The 22,844-nt window shown below is 34.8% G+C and carries 15 protein-coding genes and 1 pseudogene; 14 read left to right on the forward strand and 2 right to left on the reverse strand.

Annotated elements, in window-relative coordinates; genetic code table 11:
* The first annotated feature begins 28 nt into the window (after window positions 1-28).
* From rplL to tuf, 9 genes are all read left to right on the forward strand, one after another.
* A complete protein-coding gene (gene rplL / locus AST02_RS10525) occupies window positions 29-397 on the forward strand; it encodes a 50S ribosomal protein L7/L12 (RefSeq protein ID WP_002508571.1) in 369 nt (122 codons plus the stop codon).
* 258 nt (window positions 398-655) lie between these two features.
* Window positions 656-1,264: a class I SAM-dependent methyltransferase gene (locus AST02_RS10530; RefSeq protein ID WP_069817722.1), complete on the forward strand. Its 609-nt coding sequence runs from the start codon at window positions 656-658 to the stop codon at window positions 1,262-1,264.
* Between the two features lie 199 nt (window positions 1,265-1,463).
* On the forward strand, window positions 1,464-5,015 hold the full coding sequence (gene rpoB, locus AST02_RS10535; protein WP_069817723.1) for a DNA-directed RNA polymerase subunit beta: 3,552 nt from the start codon (window positions 1,464-1,466) through the stop codon (window positions 5,013-5,015).
* Between the two features lie 168 nt (window positions 5,016-5,183).
* Window positions 5,184-8,780 (forward strand): DNA-directed RNA polymerase subunit beta', encoded by a 3,597-nt coding sequence (rpoC, locus tag AST02_RS10540; RefSeq protein ID WP_176721570.1) that lies wholly within the window; start codon window positions 5,184-5,186, stop codon window positions 8,778-8,780.
* Window positions 8,781-8,939: 159 nt separating this feature from the next.
* A complete protein-coding gene (locus AST02_RS10545; protein ID WP_069817725.1) occupies window positions 8,940-9,194 on the forward strand; it encodes a ribosomal L7Ae/L30e/S12e/Gadd45 family protein in 255 nt (84 codons plus the stop codon).
* A 95-nt stretch (window positions 9,195-9,289) separates the two neighbouring features.
* On the forward strand, window positions 9,290-9,703 hold the full coding sequence (gene rpsL, locus AST02_RS10550) for a 30S ribosomal protein S12 (protein WP_002508566.1): 414 nt from the start codon (window positions 9,290-9,292) through the stop codon (window positions 9,701-9,703).
* 70 nt (window positions 9,704-9,773) lie between these two features.
* Window positions 9,774-10,244, forward strand: coding sequence for a 30S ribosomal protein S7 (gene rpsG, locus AST02_RS10555; RefSeq protein WP_002508565.1), 471 nt, complete (start codon window positions 9,774-9,776; stop codon window positions 10,242-10,244).
* A gap of 119 nt (window positions 10,245-10,363) precedes the next feature.
* A complete protein-coding gene (gene fusA / locus AST02_RS10560) occupies window positions 10,364-12,454 on the forward strand; it encodes an elongation factor G (protein WP_069817726.1) in 2,091 nt (696 codons plus the stop codon).
* A 222-nt stretch (window positions 12,455-12,676) separates the two neighbouring features.
* Window positions 12,677-13,864: an elongation factor Tu gene (gene tuf, locus AST02_RS10565; RefSeq protein ID WP_069817727.1), complete on the forward strand. Its 1,188-nt coding sequence runs from the start codon at window positions 12,677-12,679 to the stop codon at window positions 13,862-13,864.
* Between the two features lie 67 nt (window positions 13,865-13,931).
* Here tuf and AST02_RS14620 read toward each other — a convergent pair.
* Window positions 13,932-14,129, reverse strand: a pseudogene (locus AST02_RS14620) (hypothetical protein); the annotation flags it as partial.
* Window positions 14,130-14,582: 453 nt separating this feature from the next.
* Here AST02_RS14620 and AST02_RS10570 point away from each other — a divergent pair.
* The 3 genes from AST02_RS10570 to AST02_RS10580 are packed head-to-tail and all read left to right on the forward strand — an operon-like array spanning window position 14,583 to window position 19,308.
* A complete protein-coding gene (locus AST02_RS10570) occupies window positions 14,583-15,917 on the forward strand; it encodes a glycosyltransferase family 2 protein (RefSeq protein ID WP_069817728.1) in 1,335 nt (444 codons plus the stop codon).
* A gap of 28 nt (window positions 15,918-15,945) precedes the next feature.
* Window positions 15,946-18,207, forward strand: coding sequence for a bifunctional glycosyltransferase/CDP-glycerol:glycerophosphate glycerophosphotransferase (locus AST02_RS10575; RefSeq protein ID WP_069817729.1), 2,262 nt, complete (start codon window positions 15,946-15,948; stop codon window positions 18,205-18,207).
* Between the two features lie 18 nt (window positions 18,208-18,225).
* The gene (locus AST02_RS10580; protein WP_069817730.1) at window positions 18,226-19,308 is read left to right on the forward strand and encodes an accessory Sec system protein Asp2; all 1,083 of its coding nucleotides are present in this window, start codon (window positions 18,226-18,228) and stop codon (window positions 19,306-19,308) included.
* A gap of 333 nt (window positions 19,309-19,641) precedes the next feature.
* Here the strand turns inward: AST02_RS10580 and AST02_RS10585 are convergent, their stop codons facing one another.
* Window positions 19,642-20,820, reverse strand: coding sequence for a M20 family metallopeptidase (locus tag AST02_RS10585; protein WP_069817765.1), 1,179 nt, complete (start codon window positions 20,818-20,820; stop codon window positions 19,642-19,644).
* A 191-nt stretch (window positions 20,821-21,011) separates the two neighbouring features.
* On the opposite strand from AST02_RS10585, the gene AST02_RS10590 reads away from it, so the two are divergent.
* On the forward strand, window positions 21,012-22,202 hold the full coding sequence (locus AST02_RS10590) for a glycine C-acetyltransferase (RefSeq protein WP_069817731.1): 1,191 nt from the start codon (window positions 21,012-21,014) through the stop codon (window positions 22,200-22,202).
* A gap of 137 nt (window positions 22,203-22,339) precedes the next feature.
* Window positions 22,340-22,834, forward strand: coding sequence for a kinase (locus AST02_RS10595; protein WP_069817732.1), 495 nt, complete (start codon window positions 22,340-22,342; stop codon window positions 22,832-22,834).
* The last annotated feature ends 10 nt before the right edge of the window (window positions 22,835-22,844 follow it).

Below are 22,844 nucleotides of genomic sequence, written 5' to 3' on the forward strand. Positions count from 1 at the left end.
TAATAACAATTAATGGAGGAATATTAAAATGGCTAATCAAGAACAAATCATTGAAGCAATCAAAGAAATGTCAGTTTTAGAATTAAACGACTTAGTAAAAGCAATTGAAGAAGAATTTGGTGTAACTGCAGCAGCTCCAGTAGCAGCAGCAGGCGCAGCAGGTGGCGGCGACGCTGAAGCTGAACAAACTGAATTCAACGTTGAATTAACTTCAGCTGGATCATCTAAAATCAAAGTTGTTAAAGCAGTTAAAGAAGCAACTGGTCTTGGATTAAAAGACGCTAAAGGTTTAGTTGACGATGCTCCTAAAGTAATCAAAGAAGGACTAGCTAAAGAAGACGCTGAAGAACTTAAAGCAACTTTAGAAGAAGCTGGCGCTACAGTAGAAATCAAATAATTTTTGCTGTCTAACAGTTAATAATTATATATTGAAGATGATACAAGCAGCTTAATACATCGCTACTTCGGTACGCTGATTTTAAGTGAAATGTATTTTATCTGAAATCTTTGAGAAATGAAAACCCCGTTATTAGTATAACGGGGTTTTATCTTATTTGATCTATATCTATGGTTTGCACTGTGGCTAGACCACGATGTGATGTATGAAATGGGTATAGTATTAATCTAAGAATAATTAGATTAAAGAGGTGTAGTCATGAGTCATTATTATGATGAAAATCCTGAAGTAGAAAGTGATGAGTTGCTTTTTACGTACTCCTACGATAACTGTAAATTAGAGCTAGTAACGGATTCGGGCGTCTTTTCAAAAGGAAAGATTGACTTTGGTTCCGATTTATTAGTAAAAACTTTTTTGAAAGCATATCCTCCTGGTCCTACTAAACGCATCTTGGATGTTGGTTGTGGTTATGGCCCTATCGGTTTAATGATTGCAAAAACTTCCCCGCATCATGAAGTGACGATGGTTGATGTTAATCAACGTGCACTATCATTATCAAGAAAAAACAGAAAAAAGAACCGTATAGACAATGTGGAAATCAAAGAAAGTGATGGTTTATCACAGGTAGACGCTGACGCTTATGATTTTATGCTGACTAATCCACCGATTAGAGCAGGGAAAAAAGTCGTTCACAGCATTTTAGAAGACGCATATAAGGTATTAAAACAAGGTGGCGCGCTTTATGTCGTAATTCAAAAAAAGCAGGGCATGCCATCAGCAAAGCAAAAAATGGAAGACACTTTTAACAATGTAGAAGTCTTAGCAAAAGACAAAGGTTACTACATTTTAAGAAGCACGAAAGCTTGATTTAAAAGTATCAATCTGATATAGTAATAGAATGTAAAAATTTATGTTCAATAAGTGTGTACTTTTACGTGTAAATGAACAATGTATATGAGGTAAAATGGAAAATGGTGTCATTTGGTATGCTACCGTTTTCTTTTTATCTCATTATATTGGCTCATTTAGTAAAAGTAAACACGCAATTTTTGAGGGGTGAATCTGTTTGGCAGGTCAATTTGTCCAATATGGAAGACATCGTAAACGTAGAAACTATGCGAGAATTTCAGAGGTATTAGAATTACCGAATTTAATTGAGATTCAGACTGAGTCTTACGAGTGGTTCTTAGAAGAAGGTTTATTAGAAATGTTTAGAGACATTTCTCCGATTGAAGATTTCACAGGCAATCTTTCTTTAGAGTTTGTAGATTATAGACTCGGAGAACCGAAATATGATTTAGAAGAATCAAAAAACCGTGATACAACGTATTCTGCACCTCTACGTGTAAAAGTACGTCTAATCATCAAAGAAACTGGCGAAGTGAAAGAGCAAGAAGTATTTATGGGCGATTTCCCATTAATGACAGATACAGGTACATTCGTAATAAATGGTGCTGAACGTGTAATCGTTTCACAATTAGTTCGTTCACCATCCGTATACTTCAATGAAAAACTAGATAAAAATGGTCGTACAAACTTCGATGCAACAATTATTCCTAACCGTGGTGCATGGTTAGAATATGAAACTGATGCGAAAGATGTTGTTTATGTACGTATTGATAGAACAAGAAAATTACCATTAACAGTATTATTACGTGCTTTAGGTTTCTCAACTGATCAAGAAATCGTTGATCTTTTAGGTGAAAACGAGTACCTACGTAATACTTTAGAAAAAGATGGTACTGAAAATACTGATCAAGCATTATTAGAAATTTATGAGCGCTTACGCCCTGGCGAACCGCCTACAGTTGAAAATGCTAAGAGCTTATTATATTCTCGTTTCTTTGATCCGAAACGTTATGACTTAGCTAGTGTAGGTCGTTACAAAGCGAATAAAAAACTTCATTTGAAACACCGTTTATTCAATCAGAAATTAGCTGAACCAATTGTTAATACTGAAACAGGTGAAATTGTAGCTGAAGAAGGTACAGTCTTAGATCGTCGTAATTTAGATGAAGTTATGGATGTACTAGAAGCAAATGCAAATAGTGAAGTCTTTGAATTAGAAGGTACTGTTATTGATGAACCTGTTGAGATTCAATCAATCAAAGTTTACGTTCCGAACGATGAAGAAGGACGTACAACTACAGTGATTGGTAATGCTTTCCCTGATTCAGAAGTGAAATGCATTACACCAGCAGATATTATTGCATCAATGTCATACTTCTTTAACTTATTAAGTGGTATTGGCTTTACAGATGATATTGACCATTTAGGTAATCGTCGTCTACGTTCAGTAGGGGAACTATTACAAAATCAATTCCGTATTGGTTTATCAAGAATGGAACGTGTTGTACGTGAGAGAATGTCTATCCAAGACACTGATTCTGTTACGCCTCAACAACTAATCAATATTCGTCCTGTTATTGCATCTATTAAAGAATTCTTTGGTAGTTCTCAATTATCACAATTCATGGACCAAGCCAATCCATTAGCTGAGTTAACACATAAACGTCGTTTATCAGCATTAGGACCCGGCGGTTTAACACGTGAACGTGCTCAAATGGAAGTACGTGACGTTCACTATTCTCACTATGGTCGTATGTGTCCAATCGAAACACCAGAGGGTCCGAATATCGGACTTATCAACTCACTTTCTAGTTACGCGCGTGTGAATGAATTTGGTTTCATTGAAACACCTTACCGTAAAGTAGATCTTGAAACACATTCAATCACAGATCAAATTGACTACTTAACTGCTGACGAAGAAGATAGCTATGTAGTAGCTCAAGCAAACTCTGTATTAGATGAAAATGGTCGTTTCGTAGAAGACGAAGTTGTTTGTCGTTTCCGTGGTAATAACACAGTTATGGCTAAAGAAAAAATGGATTACATGGATGTTTCACCTAAGCAAGTTGTTTCTGCTGCGACAGCATGTATTCCTTTCTTAGAAAATGATGACTCTAACCGTGCATTGATGGGTGCAAACATGCAACGTCAAGCAGTGCCATTGATGAATCCTGAATCACCATTTGTAGGTACTGGTATGGAGCACGTGGCAGCACGTGACTCTGGTGCAGCAATTGTTGCTAAAAACAAAGGCCGTGTTGAACACGTTGAATCTAATGAAATTCTTGTTCGTCGACTTATTGAAGAAGATGGTCAAGAATATGAAGGCGAATTAGATCGCTATCCATTATCAAAATTTAAACGTTCAAATACTGGTACATGTTATAACCAAAGACCTATCATTGCTACTGGCGATGTAGTGGCTAAAGGCGAAATTTTAGCTGACGGTCCTTCAATGGAACTTGGTGAAATGGCATTAGGTAGAAACTTAGTTGTAGGTTTCATGACTTGGGACGGTTATAACTACGAGGATGCTGTAATCATGAGTGAACGTCTAGTTAAAGATGACGTATACACTTCTATTCATATTGAAGAGTATGAATCTGAAGCACGTGATACAAAACTAGGACCTGAAGAAATCACTCGTGATATTCCTAACGTTTCAGATAGTGCACTTAAAAACTTAGATGACCGCGGTATTGTATACGTAGGTGCTGAAGTTAATGATGGCGACATCTTAGTCGGTAAAGTAACGCCTAAAGGTGTAACAGAATTAACTGCAGAAGAACGTTTACTACATGCAATCTTCGGTGAAAAAGCACGTGAAGTTCGCGATACATCATTACGCGTACCTCATGGTGCAGGTGGTATTGTTCTAGATGTTAAAGTCTTTAACCGTGAAGAAGGAGACGACACATTATCTCCAGGTGTTAACCAATTAGTTCGTGTTTATATCGTTCAAAAACGTAAAATACACGTTGGTGACAAAATGTGTGGTCGTCATGGTAACAAGGGTGTAATTTCTAAACTTGTTCCTGAAGAAGATATGCCTTATTTACCAGACGGTACGCCAATCGATATCATGTTGAACCCACTTGGTGTTCCATCACGTATGAATATCGGACAAGTATTAGAGCTACACTTAGGTATGGCTGCTAAAAACTTAGGTATTCACGTTGCTTCACCAGTATTTGATGGTGCGAGTGATGACGATGTATGGTCAACAATTGAAGAAGCTGGTATGGCTCGTGACGGTAAGACGGTATTATATGACGGACGTACAGGTGAACCATTTGATAACAGAATTTCAGTTGGTGTAATGTACATGCTGAAACTTGCTCACATGGTTGACGATAAATTACACGCACGTTCAACTGGACCTTACTCACTTGTTACGCAACAACCACTTGGTGGTAAAGCACAATTTGGTGGACAACGTTTCGGTGAGATGGAAGTATGGGCACTTGAAGCATACGGTGCTGCATATACACTTCAAGAAATCTTAACTTACAAATCCGATGATACAGTAGGTCGTGTGAAAACATATGAAGCTATTGTTAAAGGTGAAAACATCACTAAACCAGGTGTTCCTGAATCATTCAGAGTATTGATGAAAGAATTACAAAGTTTAGGGTTAGACGTTAAGATTATGGACGAGCATGACAATGAAATTGACATGCAAGACACTGAAGATGATGATGTCGTTGAACGTAAAGTGGATCTTCAACAAAAAGAAGCGCCACAATCACAGAAAGAAATTACAGACTAATTGCATTTAAGTTTATAAAAGAATACACCAAGTTAAGGTACAATACATGTTTGTATTTGCCTTAATCTTGGTTATTCCATTATTGATATAGAGCAATCAATCAATTTGCACAGCTAATCTAAATTGAAGGAGGTAGGCTCCTTGATTGATGTAAATAATTTCCATTATATGAAAATAGGACTTGCTTCACCCGAAAAAATCCGTTCATGGTCTTTTGGTGAGGTTAAAAAGCCAGAAACAATTAACTATCGTACTTTAAAACCAGAAAAAGATGGTCTATTCTGTGAGAGAATATTTGGACCTTCGAAAGACTGGGAATGTAGTTGTGGTAAATACAAACGTGTACGTTATAAAGGTATGGTTTGTGACAGATGTGGAGTAGAAGTAACTAAGTCAAAAGTGCGCCGTGAAAGAATGGGCCATATTGAATTAGCTGCGCCTGTATCACACATTTGGTACTTCAAAGGTATTCCAAGTCGTATGGGTCTTTTATTAGATATGTCACCAAGAGCGTTAGAAGAAGTTATTTACTTCGCTTCTTATGTTGTTGTTAATCCAGGTCCAACTGGTTTAGAGCAAAAGACATTATTATCTGAAGCAGAATTCAGAGATTACTATGATAAATTCCCAGGTAAATTCAACGCCAAAATGGGTGCTGAAGGTATCAAAGAATTACTACAAGAAATCGACTTAGACGGTGAACTCAAACAACTAAGAGATGAGTTAGAATCAGCAACAGGTCAAAGACTTACACGTGCAATTAAACGTTTAGAAGTAGTTGAATCATTCAGACATTCTGGTAATAATCCAGCATGGATGGTGTTAGACGTACTTCCAATTATCCCACCAGAAATCAGACCAATGGTTCAATTAGATGGTGGACGTTTTGCTACAAGTGATCTTAATGATTTGTATCGTCGTGTTATCAACCGTAACAACCGTTTGAAACGTTTATTAGACTTAGGTGCTCCAGGCATCATCGTCCAAAACGAAAAACGTATGTTACAAGAAGCTGTTGATGCACTTATCGATAATGGTCGTCGTGGCCGTCCAGTTACTGGACCAGGTAACCGCCCATTAAAATCTCTTTCTCATATGTTAAAAGGTAAACAAGGACGTTTCCGTCAAAACTTATTAGGTAAGCGTGTTGACTATTCAGGTCGTTCAGTTATTGCAGTTGGACCTAGCTTGAAAATGTACCAATGTGGACTACCTAAAGAGATGGCATTAGAATTGTTCAAACCTTTCATCATGAAAGAATTAGTTCAACGTGAAATTGCTACAAACATTAAAAATGCGAAAAGTAAGATTGAACGCATGGATGATGAAGTTTGGGACGTATTGGAAGATGTTATCAAAGAACACCCAGTACTTTTAAACCGTGCACCAACACTTCACAGATTAGGTATTCAAGCATTTGAACCTACATTAGTTGAAGGTCGTGCAATTCGTCTACATCCACTTGCTACAACAGCTTACAACGCTGACTTTGATGGTGACCAAATGGCTGTTCACGTACCATTATCTAAAGAAGCTCAAGCAGAAGCACGTATGTTAATGCTTGCAGCACAAAATATCTTAAACCCTAAAGATGGTAAACCAGTTGTAACACCTTCACAAGATATGGTGCTAGGTAACTATTACTTAACTTTAGAGCGTAAAGAATCAGTGAATACTGGTGCGATTTTCAATGATACAAATGAAGTATTAAAAGCTTATGCGAATGGCTACGTACACTTACATTCACGTATTGGTGTGCATGCTAATTCATTTAATAATCCAACATTTACTGAAGAACAAAACCAAAAAATCTTGTTAACTTCAGTTGGTAAAGTTATATTCAATGAAATCATTCCAGATTCATTTGCATATATTAACGAACCAACACAAACTAATTTAGAAAATAAAACACCAGCTAGATATTTCATATCTGCTACTGAATTAGGAGAAGGCGGATTAAAAGAATACTTCGATAATCAAGAATTAATTGAACCATTCAATAAGAATTTCTTAGGAAATATTATTGCAGAGGTCTTCAATCGTTTCAGCATCACAGATACGTCTATGATGTTAGACAGAATGAAAGACTTAGGATTCAAGTTTTCAACTAAAGCAGGTATCACTGTTGGTGTATCTGATATCGTAGTATTACCAGATAAGCAAGAAATTTTAGATGAACACGAAAAATTAGTTGAGAGAATTACTAAACAATTTAACCGTGGTTTAATCACTGAATTTGAACGTTATAACGCAGTTGTTGAAATTTGGACTGACGCAAAAGACCAAATTCAGAAAAAATTAATGGGCTCACTTGATAAAACAAACCCAATCTTTATGATGAGTGACTCTGGTGCCCGTGGTAACGCATCTAACTTTACACAGTTAGCAGGTATGCGTGGACTTATGGCTGCACCATCAGGTAAGATTATTGAATTACCAATCACTTCGTCATTCCGTGAAGGTTTAACTGTATTAGAGTACTTTATCTCTACCCATGGTGCGCGTAAAGGTCTTGCCGATACAGCACTTAAAACAGCCGATTCAGGTTACCTTACTCGTCGTCTTGTTGACGTTGCTCAAGATGTTATTGTTCGTGATGAAGATTGTGGCACTGACCGTGGTCTACTTGTTTCTGATATCAAAGAAGGTACAGAAATGATCGAACCATTCATCGAACGTATTGAAGGACGTTATTCTAAAGAAACCGTCCGTCATCCAGAGACTGATGAAGTAATTGTACAACCAGATCAATTAGTAACTGCAGACGTTGCTAAACAAATTACAGACGCTGGTATTGAATCAATGTATATACGTTCAGCATTTACATGTAATACACGTCATGGTGTTTGTGAAAAATGTTACGGTAAAAACCTTGCTACTGGTGAAAAAGTTGAAGTTGGTGAAGCAGTTGGTACAATTGCTGCACAATCAATTGGTGAACCAGGTACACAGCTTACAATGCGTACATTCCATACAGGTGGTGTAGCAGGTAGTGATATCACGCAAGGTCTTCCACGTATTCAAGAGATCTTCGAAGCACGTAATCCTAAAGGTCAAGCCGTGATTACAGAAATCGAAGGTGTCGTTGATGACATCAAGATTGCGAAAGACCGTCAACAAGAAATCGTTATTAAAGGTGCTAACGAATCTAAATCATATTTAGCTTCAGGTACTTCAAGATTGAAAGTTGAAGTTGGCCAAAGCGTTGAACGTGGTGAAGTTCTAACTGAAGGTTCAATCGAGCCTAAGAACTACTTATCTGTATCAGGTTTAAATGCAACAGAAAGCTATCTATTAAAAGAAGTTCAAAAAGTTTACCGTATGCAAGGTGTGGAAATTGATGATAAACACGTTGAAGTTATGGTTAGACAAATGCTACGTAAAGTACGCATTATCGAAGCTGGAGATACTAAGTTACTTCCAGGTTCATTAGTAGATATTCATAGCTTTACTGATGCAAACCGTGACGCATTTAAAGAACGTAAACGTCCAGCAACAGCTAAACCAGTCTTACTAGGTATTACGAAAGCGTCTCTTGAAACAGAAAGCTTCTTATCAGCAGCTTCGTTCCAAGAAACAACACGTGTACTTACAGATGCTGCAATTAAAGGTAAACGTGATAACTTACTTGGTCTTAAAGAGAATGTTATCATCGGTAAATTAATTCCAGCTGGTACTGGTATGAGACGTTACAGAGATGTTAAATACGACACAGTTGCACCAAATAAAGAAGTTACAGAAGAATCAGAGACAACTAAGATGTAATTCTTTTTACTGAATAAACAAGGTGATCGAGATATTATATTTCGATCACTTGTTTTTTATGTTTTTTGAAGAATTTATCGTATTTAAAGTTGACTCAACAGTATCTAAGATGTTATTATTATTAAGGTTGATGCAAGCAGAACTTTGGAGGATATTTTAATGTCTAATGAAAAAGTTGCACGCTTTAACAAACAACATCATGTTATTGGACTTAAACAAACGCTTAAGGCTTTGGATAAGAACCAAGTTACATCATTGATTATTGCTGAAGACGTTGAAGTTTATTTACTGACTCGCGTGTTAAGTCAAATCAATCATAAACAGATACCTGTTTCATTTTTCAAAAGCAAACAAGCTTTAGGAGAATATGTAGGTATTAACGTTAATGCAACAATTGTTGCGTTATTAAAATGAGATTAGTAAGAATTATTCTTACTAAATTTTATTTGCCCTTGAAATGAACCACCTGGATGTGTGGGATTATAAATGATGAGAGGAGGAAACATTCAATGCCAACTATTAATCAATTGGTACGCAAACCTAGACAAAGCAAATCGAAAACATACGGTTCACCAGCTTTGAACAGAAACTTTAACAGCAAAAAGAAAAAATACACTAGTTTAAACTCTCCACAAAAACGTGGTGTTTGTACTCGTGTAGGTACTATGGCTCCTAAAAAACCTAACTCCGCGTTACGTAAATATGCCCGTGTACGTTTGTCAAACAGTATCGAAATTAATGCGTATATCCCTGGTATCGGACATAACTTACAAGAACACAGTGTTGTACTTGTACGTGGTGGACGTGTAAAAGATTTACCTGGTGTACGTTATCACGTTGTACGTGGTGCGCTTGATACTTCAGGCGTAGATGGACGTAGAAAGAGTCGTTCAAAATACGGAGCTAAAAAACCTAAAAAATAAGTTTAAGATTGCGTAAATTTCCGCTATAAATTTAAAAATTATACTATAATAGGAAGGGAGGATTTACATTATGCCTCGTAAAGGATCAGTACCAAAAAGAGACGTATTACCGGATCCAATCCACAATTCAAAATTAGTTACAAAATTAATCAACAAAATCATGTTAGATGGTAAACGTGGGACAGCTCAAAGAATTCTTTATTCTGCTTTCGACTTAGTTCAAGAACGTAGTGGTCGTGAAGCTGTTGAAGTTTTCGATGAAGCTATCGACAACATCATGCCAGTATTAGAAGTTAAAGCTCGCCGTGTAGGTGGTTCTAACTATCAAGTACCAGTTGAAGTTCGTCCAGAACGTCGTACGACTTTAGGACTTCGTTGGTTAGTTAATTATTCGCGTCACCGTGGTGAAAAAACTATGGAAGAGCGTTTAGCTAACGAAATCTTAGATGCAGCCAACAATACAGGTGGCGCAGTTAAGAAACGTGAAGACACTCACAAAATGGCTGAAGCTAACAAAGCCTTCGCTCACTATCGTTGGTAGGATAGTAGCTTTATCCCTGAGCATGTTCCACATTGATAGTTTACTATCTAAGGCGTGTGCTTAGGGCATCGCCATATTTATAGTATTTATTCGCAGTTATACTGGAAGGAGAAAAATACATGGCTAGAGATTTTAGTTTAGACAGAACTCGTAATATCGGTATCATGGCTCACATCGATGCTGGTAAAACAACTACGACAGAACGTATTCTTTACTATACTGGACGTATCCACAAAATTGGTGAAACTCATGAAGGAGCTTCACAAATGGACTGGATGGAACAGGAACAAGATCGTGGTATCACAATCACTTCTGCCGCAACAACAGCAGAATGGGATGATCACCGTGTAAATATCATCGATACACCAGGACACGTAGACTTCACTGTTGAAGTTGAACGTTCATTACGTGTACTTGATGGCGCAGTAACAGTACTTGATGCACAATCAGGTGTTGAGCCGCAAACTGAAACAGTTTGGCGTCAAGCAACAAACTATAGTGTACCTCGTATTGTCTTCGTAAACAAAATGGACAAAATGGGAGCTAACTTTGAATATGCAGTTAGCACTATTCATGACCGTTTACAAGCTAATGCACAACCAATTCAATTACCAATTGGTGCTGAAGATCAATTTGAAGCAATCATTGACTTAGTTGAAATGAAATGTTTCAAATATAACAATAACGAAGGAACTGAAATTGACGAAATTGAAATTCCTGAGGATCATAAAGAAAGAGCTGACGAAGCTCGTTCAGCATTAATTGAAGCAGTAGCTGAAAGTAATGATGAATTAATGGAAAAATATTTAGCTGACGAAGCAATCAGTGTCGCTGAATTAAAAGATGCTATCCGCCAAGCAACTAATGATATTGAATTTTATCCAGTTCTTGTTGGTACAGCGTTCAAAAACAAAGGTGTTCAGTTATTGCTTGACGCAGTAATTGATTACCTACCATCACCATTAGACGTTAAACCAATTGTTGGACACCGTGCTGATGAGCCAGAAGAAGAAGTTATCGCAAAAGCTGATGACGATGCTGAGTTCGCTGCTTTAGCGTTCAAAGTAATGACTGACCCTTATGTTGGTAAGTTAACATTCTTCCGTGTTTATTCAGGACATCTTTCATCTGGTTCATACGTTAAGAACTCTACGAAAGGTAAACGTGAACGTGTAGGTCGTTTACTACAAATGCACGCTAACTCTCGTCAAGAGCTTAACACAGTATACTCAGGAGATATCGCTGCTGCGGTAGGTCTTAAAGATACTGCTACTGGTGATACTTTATGTGGTGAGAAGAATGACATTATCTTGGAATCTATGGATTTCCCAGAACCTGTTATTCACTTATCTGTTGAACCAAAATCTAAAGCTGACCAAGACAAGATGACTACAGCTTTAGTTAAGTTACAAGAAGAAGATCCAACATTCCATGCACACACAGACGATGAAACTGGACAAGTTATCATTGGTGGTATGGGTGAACTTCACTTAGATATCTTAGTAGACCGTATGAAGAAAGAATTTAACGTTGAATGTAACGTTGGTGCTCCAATGGTTTCATACCGTGAAACATTTAAGCAATCAGCTCAAGTTCAAGGTAAATTCGCTCGTCAATCTGGTGGTCGTGGTCAATATGGTGACGTTAAGATTGAATTCGCGCCTAACGAAACTGGTGGCGGTTTTGAATTCGAAAACGCTATCGTTGGTGGTGTAGTTCCTCGTGAATACATTCCATCAGTTGAAGCAGGACTTAAAGATTCAATGGAAAACGGTGTATTAGCTGGTTATCCTTTAATTGATGTTAAAGCTAAATTATATGACGGTTCATATCATGATGTCGATTCATCAGAAATGGCCTTCAAAATTGCTGCATCATTAGCGCTTAAAGAAGCTGCTAAAAAATGTGATCCAGTTATCTTAGAACCAATGATGAAAGTAACAATCGAAATGCCTGAAGAGTACATGGGTGACATCATGGGTGACGTAACATCTCGTCGTGGACGTGTTGATGGTATGGAACCTCGTGGTAATGCACAAGTTGTTAACGCTTTTGTACCACTTTCAGAAATGTTCGGTTATGCAACGTCATTACGTTCTAACACTCAAGGTCGTGGTACGTATACTATGTACTTTGACCACTATGCAGAAGTTCCAAAATCAGTTGCTGAAGGAATTATCAAGAAAAACAGTGGTAATTCAGCAGAGTAATTAAATTTATTTTGTAAGATAACAGTCTATCTGTTAATTACATGTAAAGCTTAATTATGTAGCTTACAGTTTTATCAATTGATTTTTTAGCTGAAATGCATTATAAAGGTACTATATAGTCCTTTATTACAAGTAACAAATATTCTTCTCGTGACAGTGAGTAACTGTCATGAGAGATAAATTTTAAAAATTAATTTTCTAACGAATAGGAGAGATTTTATAATGGCTAAAGAAAAATTCGACCGCTCAAAAACCCATGCCAATATTGGTACTATCGGACACGTTGACCATGGTAAAACTACTTTAACAGCTGCAATTGCAACTGTATTAGCAAAAAATGGTGACGCTGTAGCTCAATCATATGACATGATTGATAATGCTCCAGAAGAAAAAGAACGTGGTATTACTATTAATACTTCTCACATTGAGTACCAAACTGAAACTCGTCACTATGCTCACGTTGACTGCCCAGGTCACGCTGACTATGTGAAAAACATGATCACTGGTGCTGCTCAAATGGACGGCGGTATCTTAGTAGTATCTGCTGCTGATGGTCCAATGCCTCAAACTCGTGAACATATCTTGTTATCACGTAACGTTGGTGTTCCAGCATTAGTTGTATTCTTAAACAAAGTTGACATGGTTGACGATGAAGAATTATTAGAATTAGTTGAAATGGAAGTTCGTGACTTATTAAGCGAATATGACTTCCCTGGCGACGATGTTCCTGTAATCGCTGGTTCAGCATTAAAAGCGCTTGAAGGCGTTGAAGAATATGAAAACAAAATTTTAGAATTAATGGACGCTGTTGATGAATTTATCCCAACACCAGAACGTGATTCTGACAAACCATTCATGATGCCAGTTGAGGACGTATTCTCAATCACTGGTCGTGGTACTGTTGCTACAGGCCGTGTTGAACGTGGTCAAATCAAAGTCGGCGCTGAAATTGAAATCATCGGTATGCAAGAGGAATCAACTAAAACAACTGTTACAGGTGTTGAAATGTTCCGTAAATTACTAGACTACGCTGAAGCTGGCGACAACATTGGTGCTTTATTACGTGGTGTATCACGTGATGACATCTCTCGTGGACAAGTTTTAGCTGCACCTGGTACTATTACACCGCATACTAACTTCAAAGCAGACGTTTATGTTTTATCAAAAGAAGAAGGTGGACGTCATACTCCATTCTTCACTAACTACCGTCCGCAATTCTATTTCCGTACTACTGACGTAACAGGTGTTGTTACTTTACCAGAAGGTACTGAAATGGTTATGCCTGGCGATAACGTTGAAATGCAAGTTGAATTGATTTCACCAATCGCTATCGAAGATGGTACTCGTTTCTCTATCCGTGAAGGTGGACGTACTGTTGGATCAGGCGTTGTAACTTCAATTATTAAATAATAAATAATTTCTATCTTTGGTAGAGATTTTAGGAGCCTCCTTTATGGAGGCTCTTTTTTTATATATCCTATTTGTCAAAGAAGATTGATACAACTTTTTTGATTGGAGAAGCATAAAGTCGTGAAGTAATTTAAGATACGATTACGTGAATTATCATAATTTCTATAGCCAAACGATATTCTTTTGATAAATTTAATATTATTATGGTGGTTTTTATTGGATTATTGATTATATTTGAGTGTTTTATTATTAATGTATTGTTGATATTTTTACAGTTAAAATTTGGAACGAATACTTAAATATAATCGGGAAAAAATGAGTCGAATTAGGAGTGTTAAATTAATTAAAATTGAGTTATATATAATTCATTTTGTATATAAATTATGATAAATTTATTTAGTAGATAATAGAATGTTTGGTTATTAAATTAAATGAAAGTATAAAGCCATCTCAAATTATTGAGGTGGTTTTTATTTATCAAAAGTAGTATTGTTTCTAAGGTTTTAATAGTTGAATATAATTCAATGAAAATAAATAAATTCCTAGACTGTTCAGATCTAGTATCTACTTGTTTCAGTAAGATGTACCATTGGGATATCAAAATATGAAAGTGATCTCTAATCAGAGAATTAATTCACTGGTGTAAAAAGTTGTAGAGAAGTTAGGGAGCTTTCTATAACTTTTGTAGCGTTTTACAACTAAATAGGGAGGCGAGAAAATGTTTTCAGTTATTGTACCTGTTCACAATAGTGAGAAAACAATAAGTGATACTTTAGAAAATATATTAACTAAATTGCCGTATCTTGAAGATGAAATAATTATTGTAAATGATGGTAGTACAGACAGTACAAAAGATATTCTTGATAGTGTTAGGGACAATGCACAAATCAAGATAATCAATCAATTAAACGAAGGTGTGAGTTCTGCTAGAAATACTGCTCTTGAATGTTTAAGTGAACGAACTAAATTTGTGACTTTTGTTGACGACTCTGATTATCTAGGAGAAAAATTCTTTGAGCATGTTATGAATTATTTTGAAAAGCATAGTGCTATAGACATAGCGGTCACTCCTATAACAATAGTAGAAAATGGAAAAAGAAGAAGTAATAATTTGAATTATAAATTTGATTCTTCAAACGAAGTTGTAGATATAATTAAGGACACTCAAAGTATTCACTATCATATTGGTGGAGTTGTTTTTAGAAAAGAGTTATTCAATAACGACTTATACCGTTTTGATGAAACTATAAACTATTGGGAAGATGCAAAAATGATTAATTCTATCTTTTTAGAAAAACAATTTTATGGTTTGATAAAAAAAACCACTTATTTTTACAATAGAAATGACAGTTTCTCATTAAGCAACACTGCATGGAATTCCCCGAAACGTTATACACATCAAATTAAGTCTAATTATTTTCAATTAATAAGGCACTCTATAGAGAAATATGAAAAAAATATAGAGTACATTCAATTTCTTTTAGCAAACCACTTTTTAGAATATGCAAGAGAACATAATCAACCAAAGATTAACTTTGGCTTCTTATTGAAAGATTTAGAATTTATTTCAAATGCTAAAGAAATGTTTGAGTACATTTCTGTTACTGTTATAGACAAATTAAATGTCCCTAACAGGTATAAAAATTATTTGTATTACTTAAAAGATAAGCCATTTCCTTATTATAAGCATTTAGATAAAATCAGTTTATATATACAAGGTTATGATTTTTCAAAAAGAGAGATGTTATTCTCTTTTTCTCCACATGCGTTTGGAATACCTAATGACTCGGATATTTATATTTTTAGCAAGCGTAAGAAGTGTGAGAAAGCCACATTATATAATCAAAGACTCTTCGCCATTTTAGAAAAACAATTCAACGATTTTAGTGGAAATACATATAAAGCTAAAGTTTCCTTGAAACAGTTATTTTTTGGTTGTGATGTACTAATAGTTGATTATAGGTTAAACGAAGTCATATCGGTTAAAAACCCACCCTTAGTGTTAAGACTGTTTAAAAGAATAAATAGTAAAAAACGCCAAAAGTCTAAATGAAATAAATTTGAAAGGTAGGAAAATGTTGATGAATGTCAATGATGTTAGTATTATAATACCTGTATTTAATGCTGGAAAGCATATTAAAGAAACTTTGAAATCCATTGAAAAACAGTTATTTAATGGAAAAATTGAAGTTATATTAATTAATGATGGTTCGGAGGATAATTCTGTTACTCAAATAAAGGAATTTATAGAGACATCTATAAAAGATAATATTACTTATAAAATGTTTGATGATGGAGTGAATAAGGGGCAAGGTGCTAGACGTAATTACGGAATCGATGTAGCAACTGGAGAAGCAATTATTTTCTTAGATTCTGATGACTTACTTACTAATGAAGCATTGAAAATAGCATATGAACGTTTAAAAGGTACTTCGGAGAATGACTTCGTGATATTTGAGTGGGCATACTACTATCCGGAAAGTGGAAAAACAATCTACGTAAATAAAGAAAAATATCTTAATAAAAAAGTGTTGTATCGTGAAACTTGTGAAATGTTACTAACTTGTTCAACATATTTTACTGTAAATAAGATGTATAAAAAAGAATTTTTGGATAAACATAATATCCGATACGGAGAAGGCTATATATACGAAGATTTGGTTTTTTATGTTCGAAGTGTTTTAAATGCGAATAGAATTCCTGTGATTTCTAATATTTTATACAAAGTAAGAGTTCATAATGAATCCACAACTAAGACTGATTCGGATAGTTTAAAGCATAGAGACTCATTTTTAGCAGCAATAGAAGACGCTTCAAAGGAATTACATCATGGATATAGACATGAATTTACACCTTATCATGTTAATAAATATTTTATTTATAGAACTATGTTATATGGAGAAAGAAGATTACCAAATGATAAGAAAATAAGAGATGAGTTTATTCGAAGTAGTATGCAAATTATAAATAAATATTCTCCGAATACGGCAACTCCAAATAAAATCATACCATTTTATGATTATGTGTTTAATAAAGATATTATAAAAAATACAGAAGTAAAAAAAATAAAAAAGATTTACCGACTTCATAAAGAAAATAAATTAAACTTTTACCAAAGTAGAGAAATAGAAAAGAAATTAAAATTACAAAAAGTCAAAAATAGCTTGAATAATAATTTTTATTTAAAACCTTTAATTTATAATGCTAGAAGGAAAGTACACTCAAAAAGATCTAAGAGCAAGCAAAAAGAAATAAAAAGTTATATGAGTAAAGAAATAAAAAGAAAGTCTATCCTAATGTTAGGATTTGATTACTCATTCACAGGTAACTCAAAATATTTATTTGAATACCTTAAAGACAAGTACACTAGTGACTTCTTAAAAATAGCAACTTTTGATATTAACGTACCAGAAGAGTACAGAATAATACCAAGAAGTAAAGAGTTTTTTGATACTTTGTATACTTCAAATGTTATTATTGGAGAATCTTGGATTCCACTCGCTTTTAGAAAAAAAGAGGGGCAAATTTGGATACAGTTGTGGCATGGTACGCCGTTCAAAAAAATGTTATTTGATACGAACGAAATTAAGATGGTGTCGCTGAATCCTAACCACAAAGTTCAACAGAAGAAGGACATAGCGCGTTGGGATTATCTGCTATCAGATTCTAAAGCAGCAAAAGAAAAGTTTCAATCATCATTTGATATAGATGAAAGTAAGATATTAAATTCGGGATATCCGAGGAATCAATGGTTAATCGAAAATAAAGATAATGATAAGTTGATTAACGAAATAAAAATCAAGAATAATATACCACTAGATAAAAAAGTTATATTATACGCACCTACTTGGCGAGACTATAATTATAAAATTAATGAAAGCAATAAGAAGAAAAAGTATATGGCTGACTTTAATAAATTACTAAGTAACTTAGGAAACGACTACGTAATTATAAACAAAGCACATTCAATGGATAGCCAACCCTCGTGGAATTTGGGTATAAAAAATGTTGTTACAGTAAATAATAGTACCAATATACAAGAGTTGATTATAAGTTCAGATGTTATAGTAACTGATTACTCATCTATATTCTTCGATGCAATTCACATTAAAAAATCGTTTTACTTTTTAATAAAAGACTTTCCGGATTTTGATTTAGTGCGTGGAGTCTACCATGATATGTATCAAGACTTCTTGCCGTTGGTATCGAAAGACGAAGTTAGTCTTGCTAAAAAAATAAAAAGCTCAGTATTTCAAAGTTATGATATCCCAGAAAAGTATAAAAATGATCGTTTAAATATAACGAATAAATTATTATATGAATTCATAGATAGCATAAAGTAAAACTCAACGGAGGACACTATGAGCGTATTCAATTTATACGAGGATATAAACTTCCTCGGTCAAGAAAAAATATTTATAAACACCAGTAGTGATAAGAATTTATTAGAAATTTCTAGAAAAGATTCTGATGTAAAACAAATGTATAAAGAGTTATTAAAAAATGATTATCTACTATATTTGCATAAAGATTCGATTTCAAGATTTTGCAAACGGGGATATGCTTATAAACTTTTTACTAAAGAACATAATTTTAATAAATATAAAAGTGTCCTATATAAAATTAATGAACCTAGCGGTCGTAAAATTAATCCTAAAACTGTGAAGAAATTAATAGTTATATTTGCTAAAATGCCTGGAGCTAAGTTATATGATAGCGCTAAGTTACCTCATAGGATGTTACCTTCTTTCTTCGAAGATTTAGATAGGAGTTTACTAAAAAATGTGCATACAATGAGAATTATGGACACAAATGTTTCGCACGGTTCACACTATATAAATACGGTGAATTACCCTAGCTATGAGAAAGAGCTAAAGGGAGCAATCGAAAAAGTTGTAAAAGAGTTGGGTGTACTAAAAGAAAATGTTGTCTTTTACGGTGTTTCAAGAGGTGGAGCAGGAGCTATCTATCACGGTACAAAGTTAGATTATAAAACATTAGCTGTAGATCCAATTGTTAACATAGGTGGGGAACTATATGGGAATGATCGTCGCTTATTAAAAGGATTAAGAAAAGAAGATTTAGTACCGGATATCAATACATTTGTGAAAAAATCAAATTCTTTTTCCAAAGTAGCTATTTGTAGCGAAAACGTTCCATTATATTACAACGAAGCGACTAGACTAGACGAAAATTTAATTAAACTTGTCAATTTAAAAGATGATAATATTAAGAATCATCCGGATGTTTCTCCTAATAGTGTCCCCGAACAATTAATGATTTTGAATTATTTGTTAGGCGGGAAAAAAATGTTAAAAGTGGCTAATTATGAAGAAGTTAATAACAGTGATATCAGTAATGATAGTAGGGGCGTTAATAATACGCGATTTAGAAATGGACGCCTTAAGAGAGTTTTACAAACTAGAAACAAAAGACGAGATTAATAATATATAAAAACTGAAAAAAAGACAGCTATTACATAGCTGTCTTTTTTGCTCTTTGTCAAAAAGAAATAACACAGTTTTTTGATTGGAGTAGCATAAAGCCCTGAGGTTAGTAAGATAAAAATACGCAAAATATCATAATTTTATTATTGATATTTTCTATTAAACCATTGATTATATTAGAGAAATTATTATATTTTAAAAAGTTTATATAAAATAAAACGCATGTGTGTTGTAGTGGATCACATATGCACTACGAAAGTAACAGAGTTACTAGTTTAGGAACACCTGAGCTCAAGCTCATGCATAAGCACTACTAAAGTAACAGAGTTACTAAGTAGTGCTAACAATCACATTTTCGAGTTCTAGAATTTTGAGGAATTGGCTAACGGTGTATTTCATTGCTTTTTCATCAATATTGAAGTTTGGACTGTGATGTGGGTGTGTTGTATCTTTTTCTGGATTACCACAACCAGTCAGAAATAAAGCGCCTGGACGGACTTTTAAGTAATGAGAGAAGTCTTCACCAATCATCATTAATTCTGACTCGTTGAATCTTAAGTTAATATCGTTTGCTGCTTTTTTAACAACTTCATAGCTATTTGGATTGTTATGGACAGGTAGATAGCCCTTAATGTAATCCATTGTGTATGTGATGTCGTTTGCCACAGCGAGTCCTTGTAAGAGTTTATCCATTTTAGTCATGACATGAGTTTGAACTTCTGTATCGAATGTACGTACAGTGCCTTTACAAAATGCAGTGTCAGGAATGATATTATCTGCAGATCCTGCTTGGACCATACCAAAACTTATCACTGCCTGTTTGACGGGATCAATGGTTCTTGAAACGATTTTTTGTGCACTCATAATAAATTCAGCCATGATTACTACAGGATCAATGGTTTCGTGTGGTTTAGCACCATGTCCACCTTTACCTTGAATTGTAATATTAAATTCATCTGGTGAAGCCATCATTGCACCAGCACGGGAATAAATCGTACCTGTAGGATAACCGCTCCATAAATGGTTAGCGTATATTTTGTCTACGTCTTGTAAACAACCATCGTCTATCATTTCTTGAGAGCCACCTGGCATTACTTCTTCGCCATATTGGAAGATGAGTACCACGTCACCATTTAAAAATTGTAGATGTTGCTCTATAATTTCTGCAACACCTAATAAAGTCGCCGTGTGCCCATCATGACCACATGCGTGCATAGCACCTGGATTTTTAGATTTATAATCCACTTCTGTAAGCTCATCTATAGGTAGTGCATCAAAGTCTGCACGTAATGCTACTGTAGGCCCATCGCCACGACCTTTAAAAGTCGCAACGATACCATTGCGACCTACGGGTGTACGTATTTCACATGACAATTGACTCAATTGATTTTGAATATAATCATGAGTATGGTACTCTTCGAACGATAATTCGGGATATTGATGTAAGTACCGACGTACTTGTATCATTTTACTTTCTTTTTCTTGCGCTAGTTGAAACCAATCAAACAACTTCAACCCTTCTTCCTTAGTCATTTTTATCCAGTATACCATTTAAAATAACTTAACTGTACCACCAATTATTAACGTACAAATCTAATTGTAGAAAACGCTTTCTTTATAATTGTTATTCTACTTCCATGTATTTTAAAAATAGGTTATGATTAACTTAAACACAAAGACAATCCAAAGGGGGACTTGCAGTGGTACAATCACTACATGGCTTTTTAGATGAAAATATTCAGTATTTAAAAGATAACGGGTTATACAATGAAATTGATACAATTGAAGGTGCGAATGGGCCTGAAATTCAGATCAAGGGAAAGCATTACGTTAACTTATCTTCAAATAATTATTTAGGACTAGCAACAGATGAAGATTTGAAACAAGCTGCGAAAGATGCAATTGATACACATGGCGTTGGTGCAGGTGCAGTACGTTCGATTAATGGTACATTAGATTTACATGATGAATTAGAAGCAAAATTAGCTGAATTTAAAGGAACAGAAGCAGCAGTCGCATATCAATCAGGTTTCAACTGTAATATGGCAGCAATTTCTGCTGTTATGAATAAACATGATGCGATACTTTCAGATGAACTAAATCATGCATCTATTATAGATGGCTGTCGTTTATCTAAAGCGAAAATTATTCGAGTAAACCACTCAGATATGGAAGACTTACGTGCAAAAGCAAAAGAAGCAGTAGAGTCAGGTCAATATAATAAAGTTATGTACATTACTGATGGTGTATTCAGTATGGACGGCGATGTTGCGAAACTGCCAGAAATCGTTGAAATCGCTGAAGAATTTGGCTTAATTACTTATGTTGATGACGCGCATGGTTCAGGCGTGATGGGTAAAGGTGCCGGCACAGTAAAACATTTTGGCTTACAAGATAGAATTGATTTCCAAATGGGCACGTTATCAAAAGCGATTGGTGTTGTAGGTGGTTATGTAGCTGGTACACAATCATTAATTGATTGGTTAAAAGTGCAATCAAGACCATTCTTATTCTCAACATCATTAGCGCCTGGAGATACGAAAGCAATCACTGAATCAGTGAAAAAATTAATGGCATCTACAGAATTACACGATAAACTTTGGGATAATGGTAATTATTTAAAAGCTGGATTAAAAGAACTTGGATTTAATATTGGTAACTCTGAAACACCAATCACACCGGTTATTATTGGTGATGAGAAAGAAACACAAGCGTTCAGTAGCCGTTTGAAAGACGAAGGCATCTATGTGAAGTCAATTGTCTTCCCAACGGTTCCAAAAGGCACAGGACGTGTGCGTAACATGCCAACAGCTGCACATACGAAAGAAATGTTAAATCAGGCATTAGCTGCGTATGAAAAAGTAGGCAAAGAACTAGGAACAATTAAATAGTAATGATTTAATCATTATGGGGGCAGGAAGATGAAATCAAATTTTGATTTCTCTCCTGCTCCCGTTTTTTTATGAAATAAAAGGGAATAAATTGAAAATAACTACAAAATTTCAGGAAATGAATTAGGAGTGGGTAAATGGCAAAACTCATAATAATTAGAGGGAATTCAGGCAGTGGTAAAAGTACAATTGCTCAAAATATACAAAACTATCTAGGTGAAGGAGTAATGTTAATAGGCCAAGATGAGGTGCGTAGGCATATGCTCAATGTAAAAGATAAACCTGGAAATTTGTCTATTAACTTAATAGAAGAAATTGCAGAATATGGTATTAAGCACTGTAATTATGTAATTATTGAGGGTATTTTAAATAAACAAAAGTATGGCACTATGCTACAAAAGCTAATAGAATATGATGGCATACAAGCATATGTATATTATTTTGACCTAGCTTTTAATGAGACCGTTCGCAGACACCATATGAAAGAAAATACAAATTTTGATAAACAAGAAATGGCAAAGTGGTTTATAGAAAGAGATTTCTTGAATGTCCAAGGTGAATTTTGTATTAATCAGGAGATGACTGAAATGGAAATTTTACAGCAAATGTTAAATGATATGCACGATAATTAAAATAACCATG

This window comes from Staphylococcus equorum, from assembly GCF_001747895.1.
Taxonomy (GTDB): domain Bacteria; phylum Bacillota; class Bacilli; order Staphylococcales; family Staphylococcaceae; genus Staphylococcus; species Staphylococcus equorum_A.

Coding starts and splice junctions, on each gene's coding strand:
- rplL (WP_002508571.1), top strand. CDS start 29: ATGGCTAATCAAGAACAAATCATTGAAGCAATCAAAGAAATGTCAGTT.
- AST02_RS10530 (WP_069817722.1), top strand. CDS start 656: ATGAGTCATTATTATGATGAAAATCCTGAAGTAGAAAGTGATGAGTTG.
- rpoC (WP_176721570.1), top strand. CDS start 5,184: ATGAAAATAGGACTTGCTTCACCCGAAAAAATCCGTTCATGGTCTTTT.
- AST02_RS10545 (WP_069817725.1), top strand. CDS start 8,940: ATGTCTAATGAAAAAGTTGCACGCTTTAACAAACAACATCATGTTATT.
- rpsL (WP_002508566.1), top strand. CDS start 9,290: ATGCCAACTATTAATCAATTGGTACGCAAACCTAGACAAAGCAAATCG.
- rpsG (WP_002508565.1), top strand. CDS start 9,774: ATGCCTCGTAAAGGATCAGTACCAAAAAGAGACGTATTACCGGATCCA.
- fusA (WP_069817726.1), top strand. CDS start 10,364: ATGGCTAGAGATTTTAGTTTAGACAGAACTCGTAATATCGGTATCATG.
- tuf (WP_069817727.1), top strand. CDS start 12,677: ATGGCTAAAGAAAAATTCGACCGCTCAAAAACCCATGCCAATATTGGT.
- AST02_RS10570 (WP_069817728.1), top strand. CDS start 14,583: ATGTTTTCAGTTATTGTACCTGTTCACAATAGTGAGAAAACAATAAGT.
- AST02_RS10575 (WP_069817729.1), top strand. CDS start 15,946: ATGAATGTCAATGATGTTAGTATTATAATACCTGTATTTAATGCTGGA.
- AST02_RS10580 (WP_069817730.1), top strand. CDS start 18,226: ATGAGCGTATTCAATTTATACGAGGATATAAACTTCCTCGGTCAAGAA.
- AST02_RS10595 (WP_069817732.1), top strand. CDS start 22,340: ATGGCAAAACTCATAATAATTAGAGGGAATTCAGGCAGTGGTAAAAGT.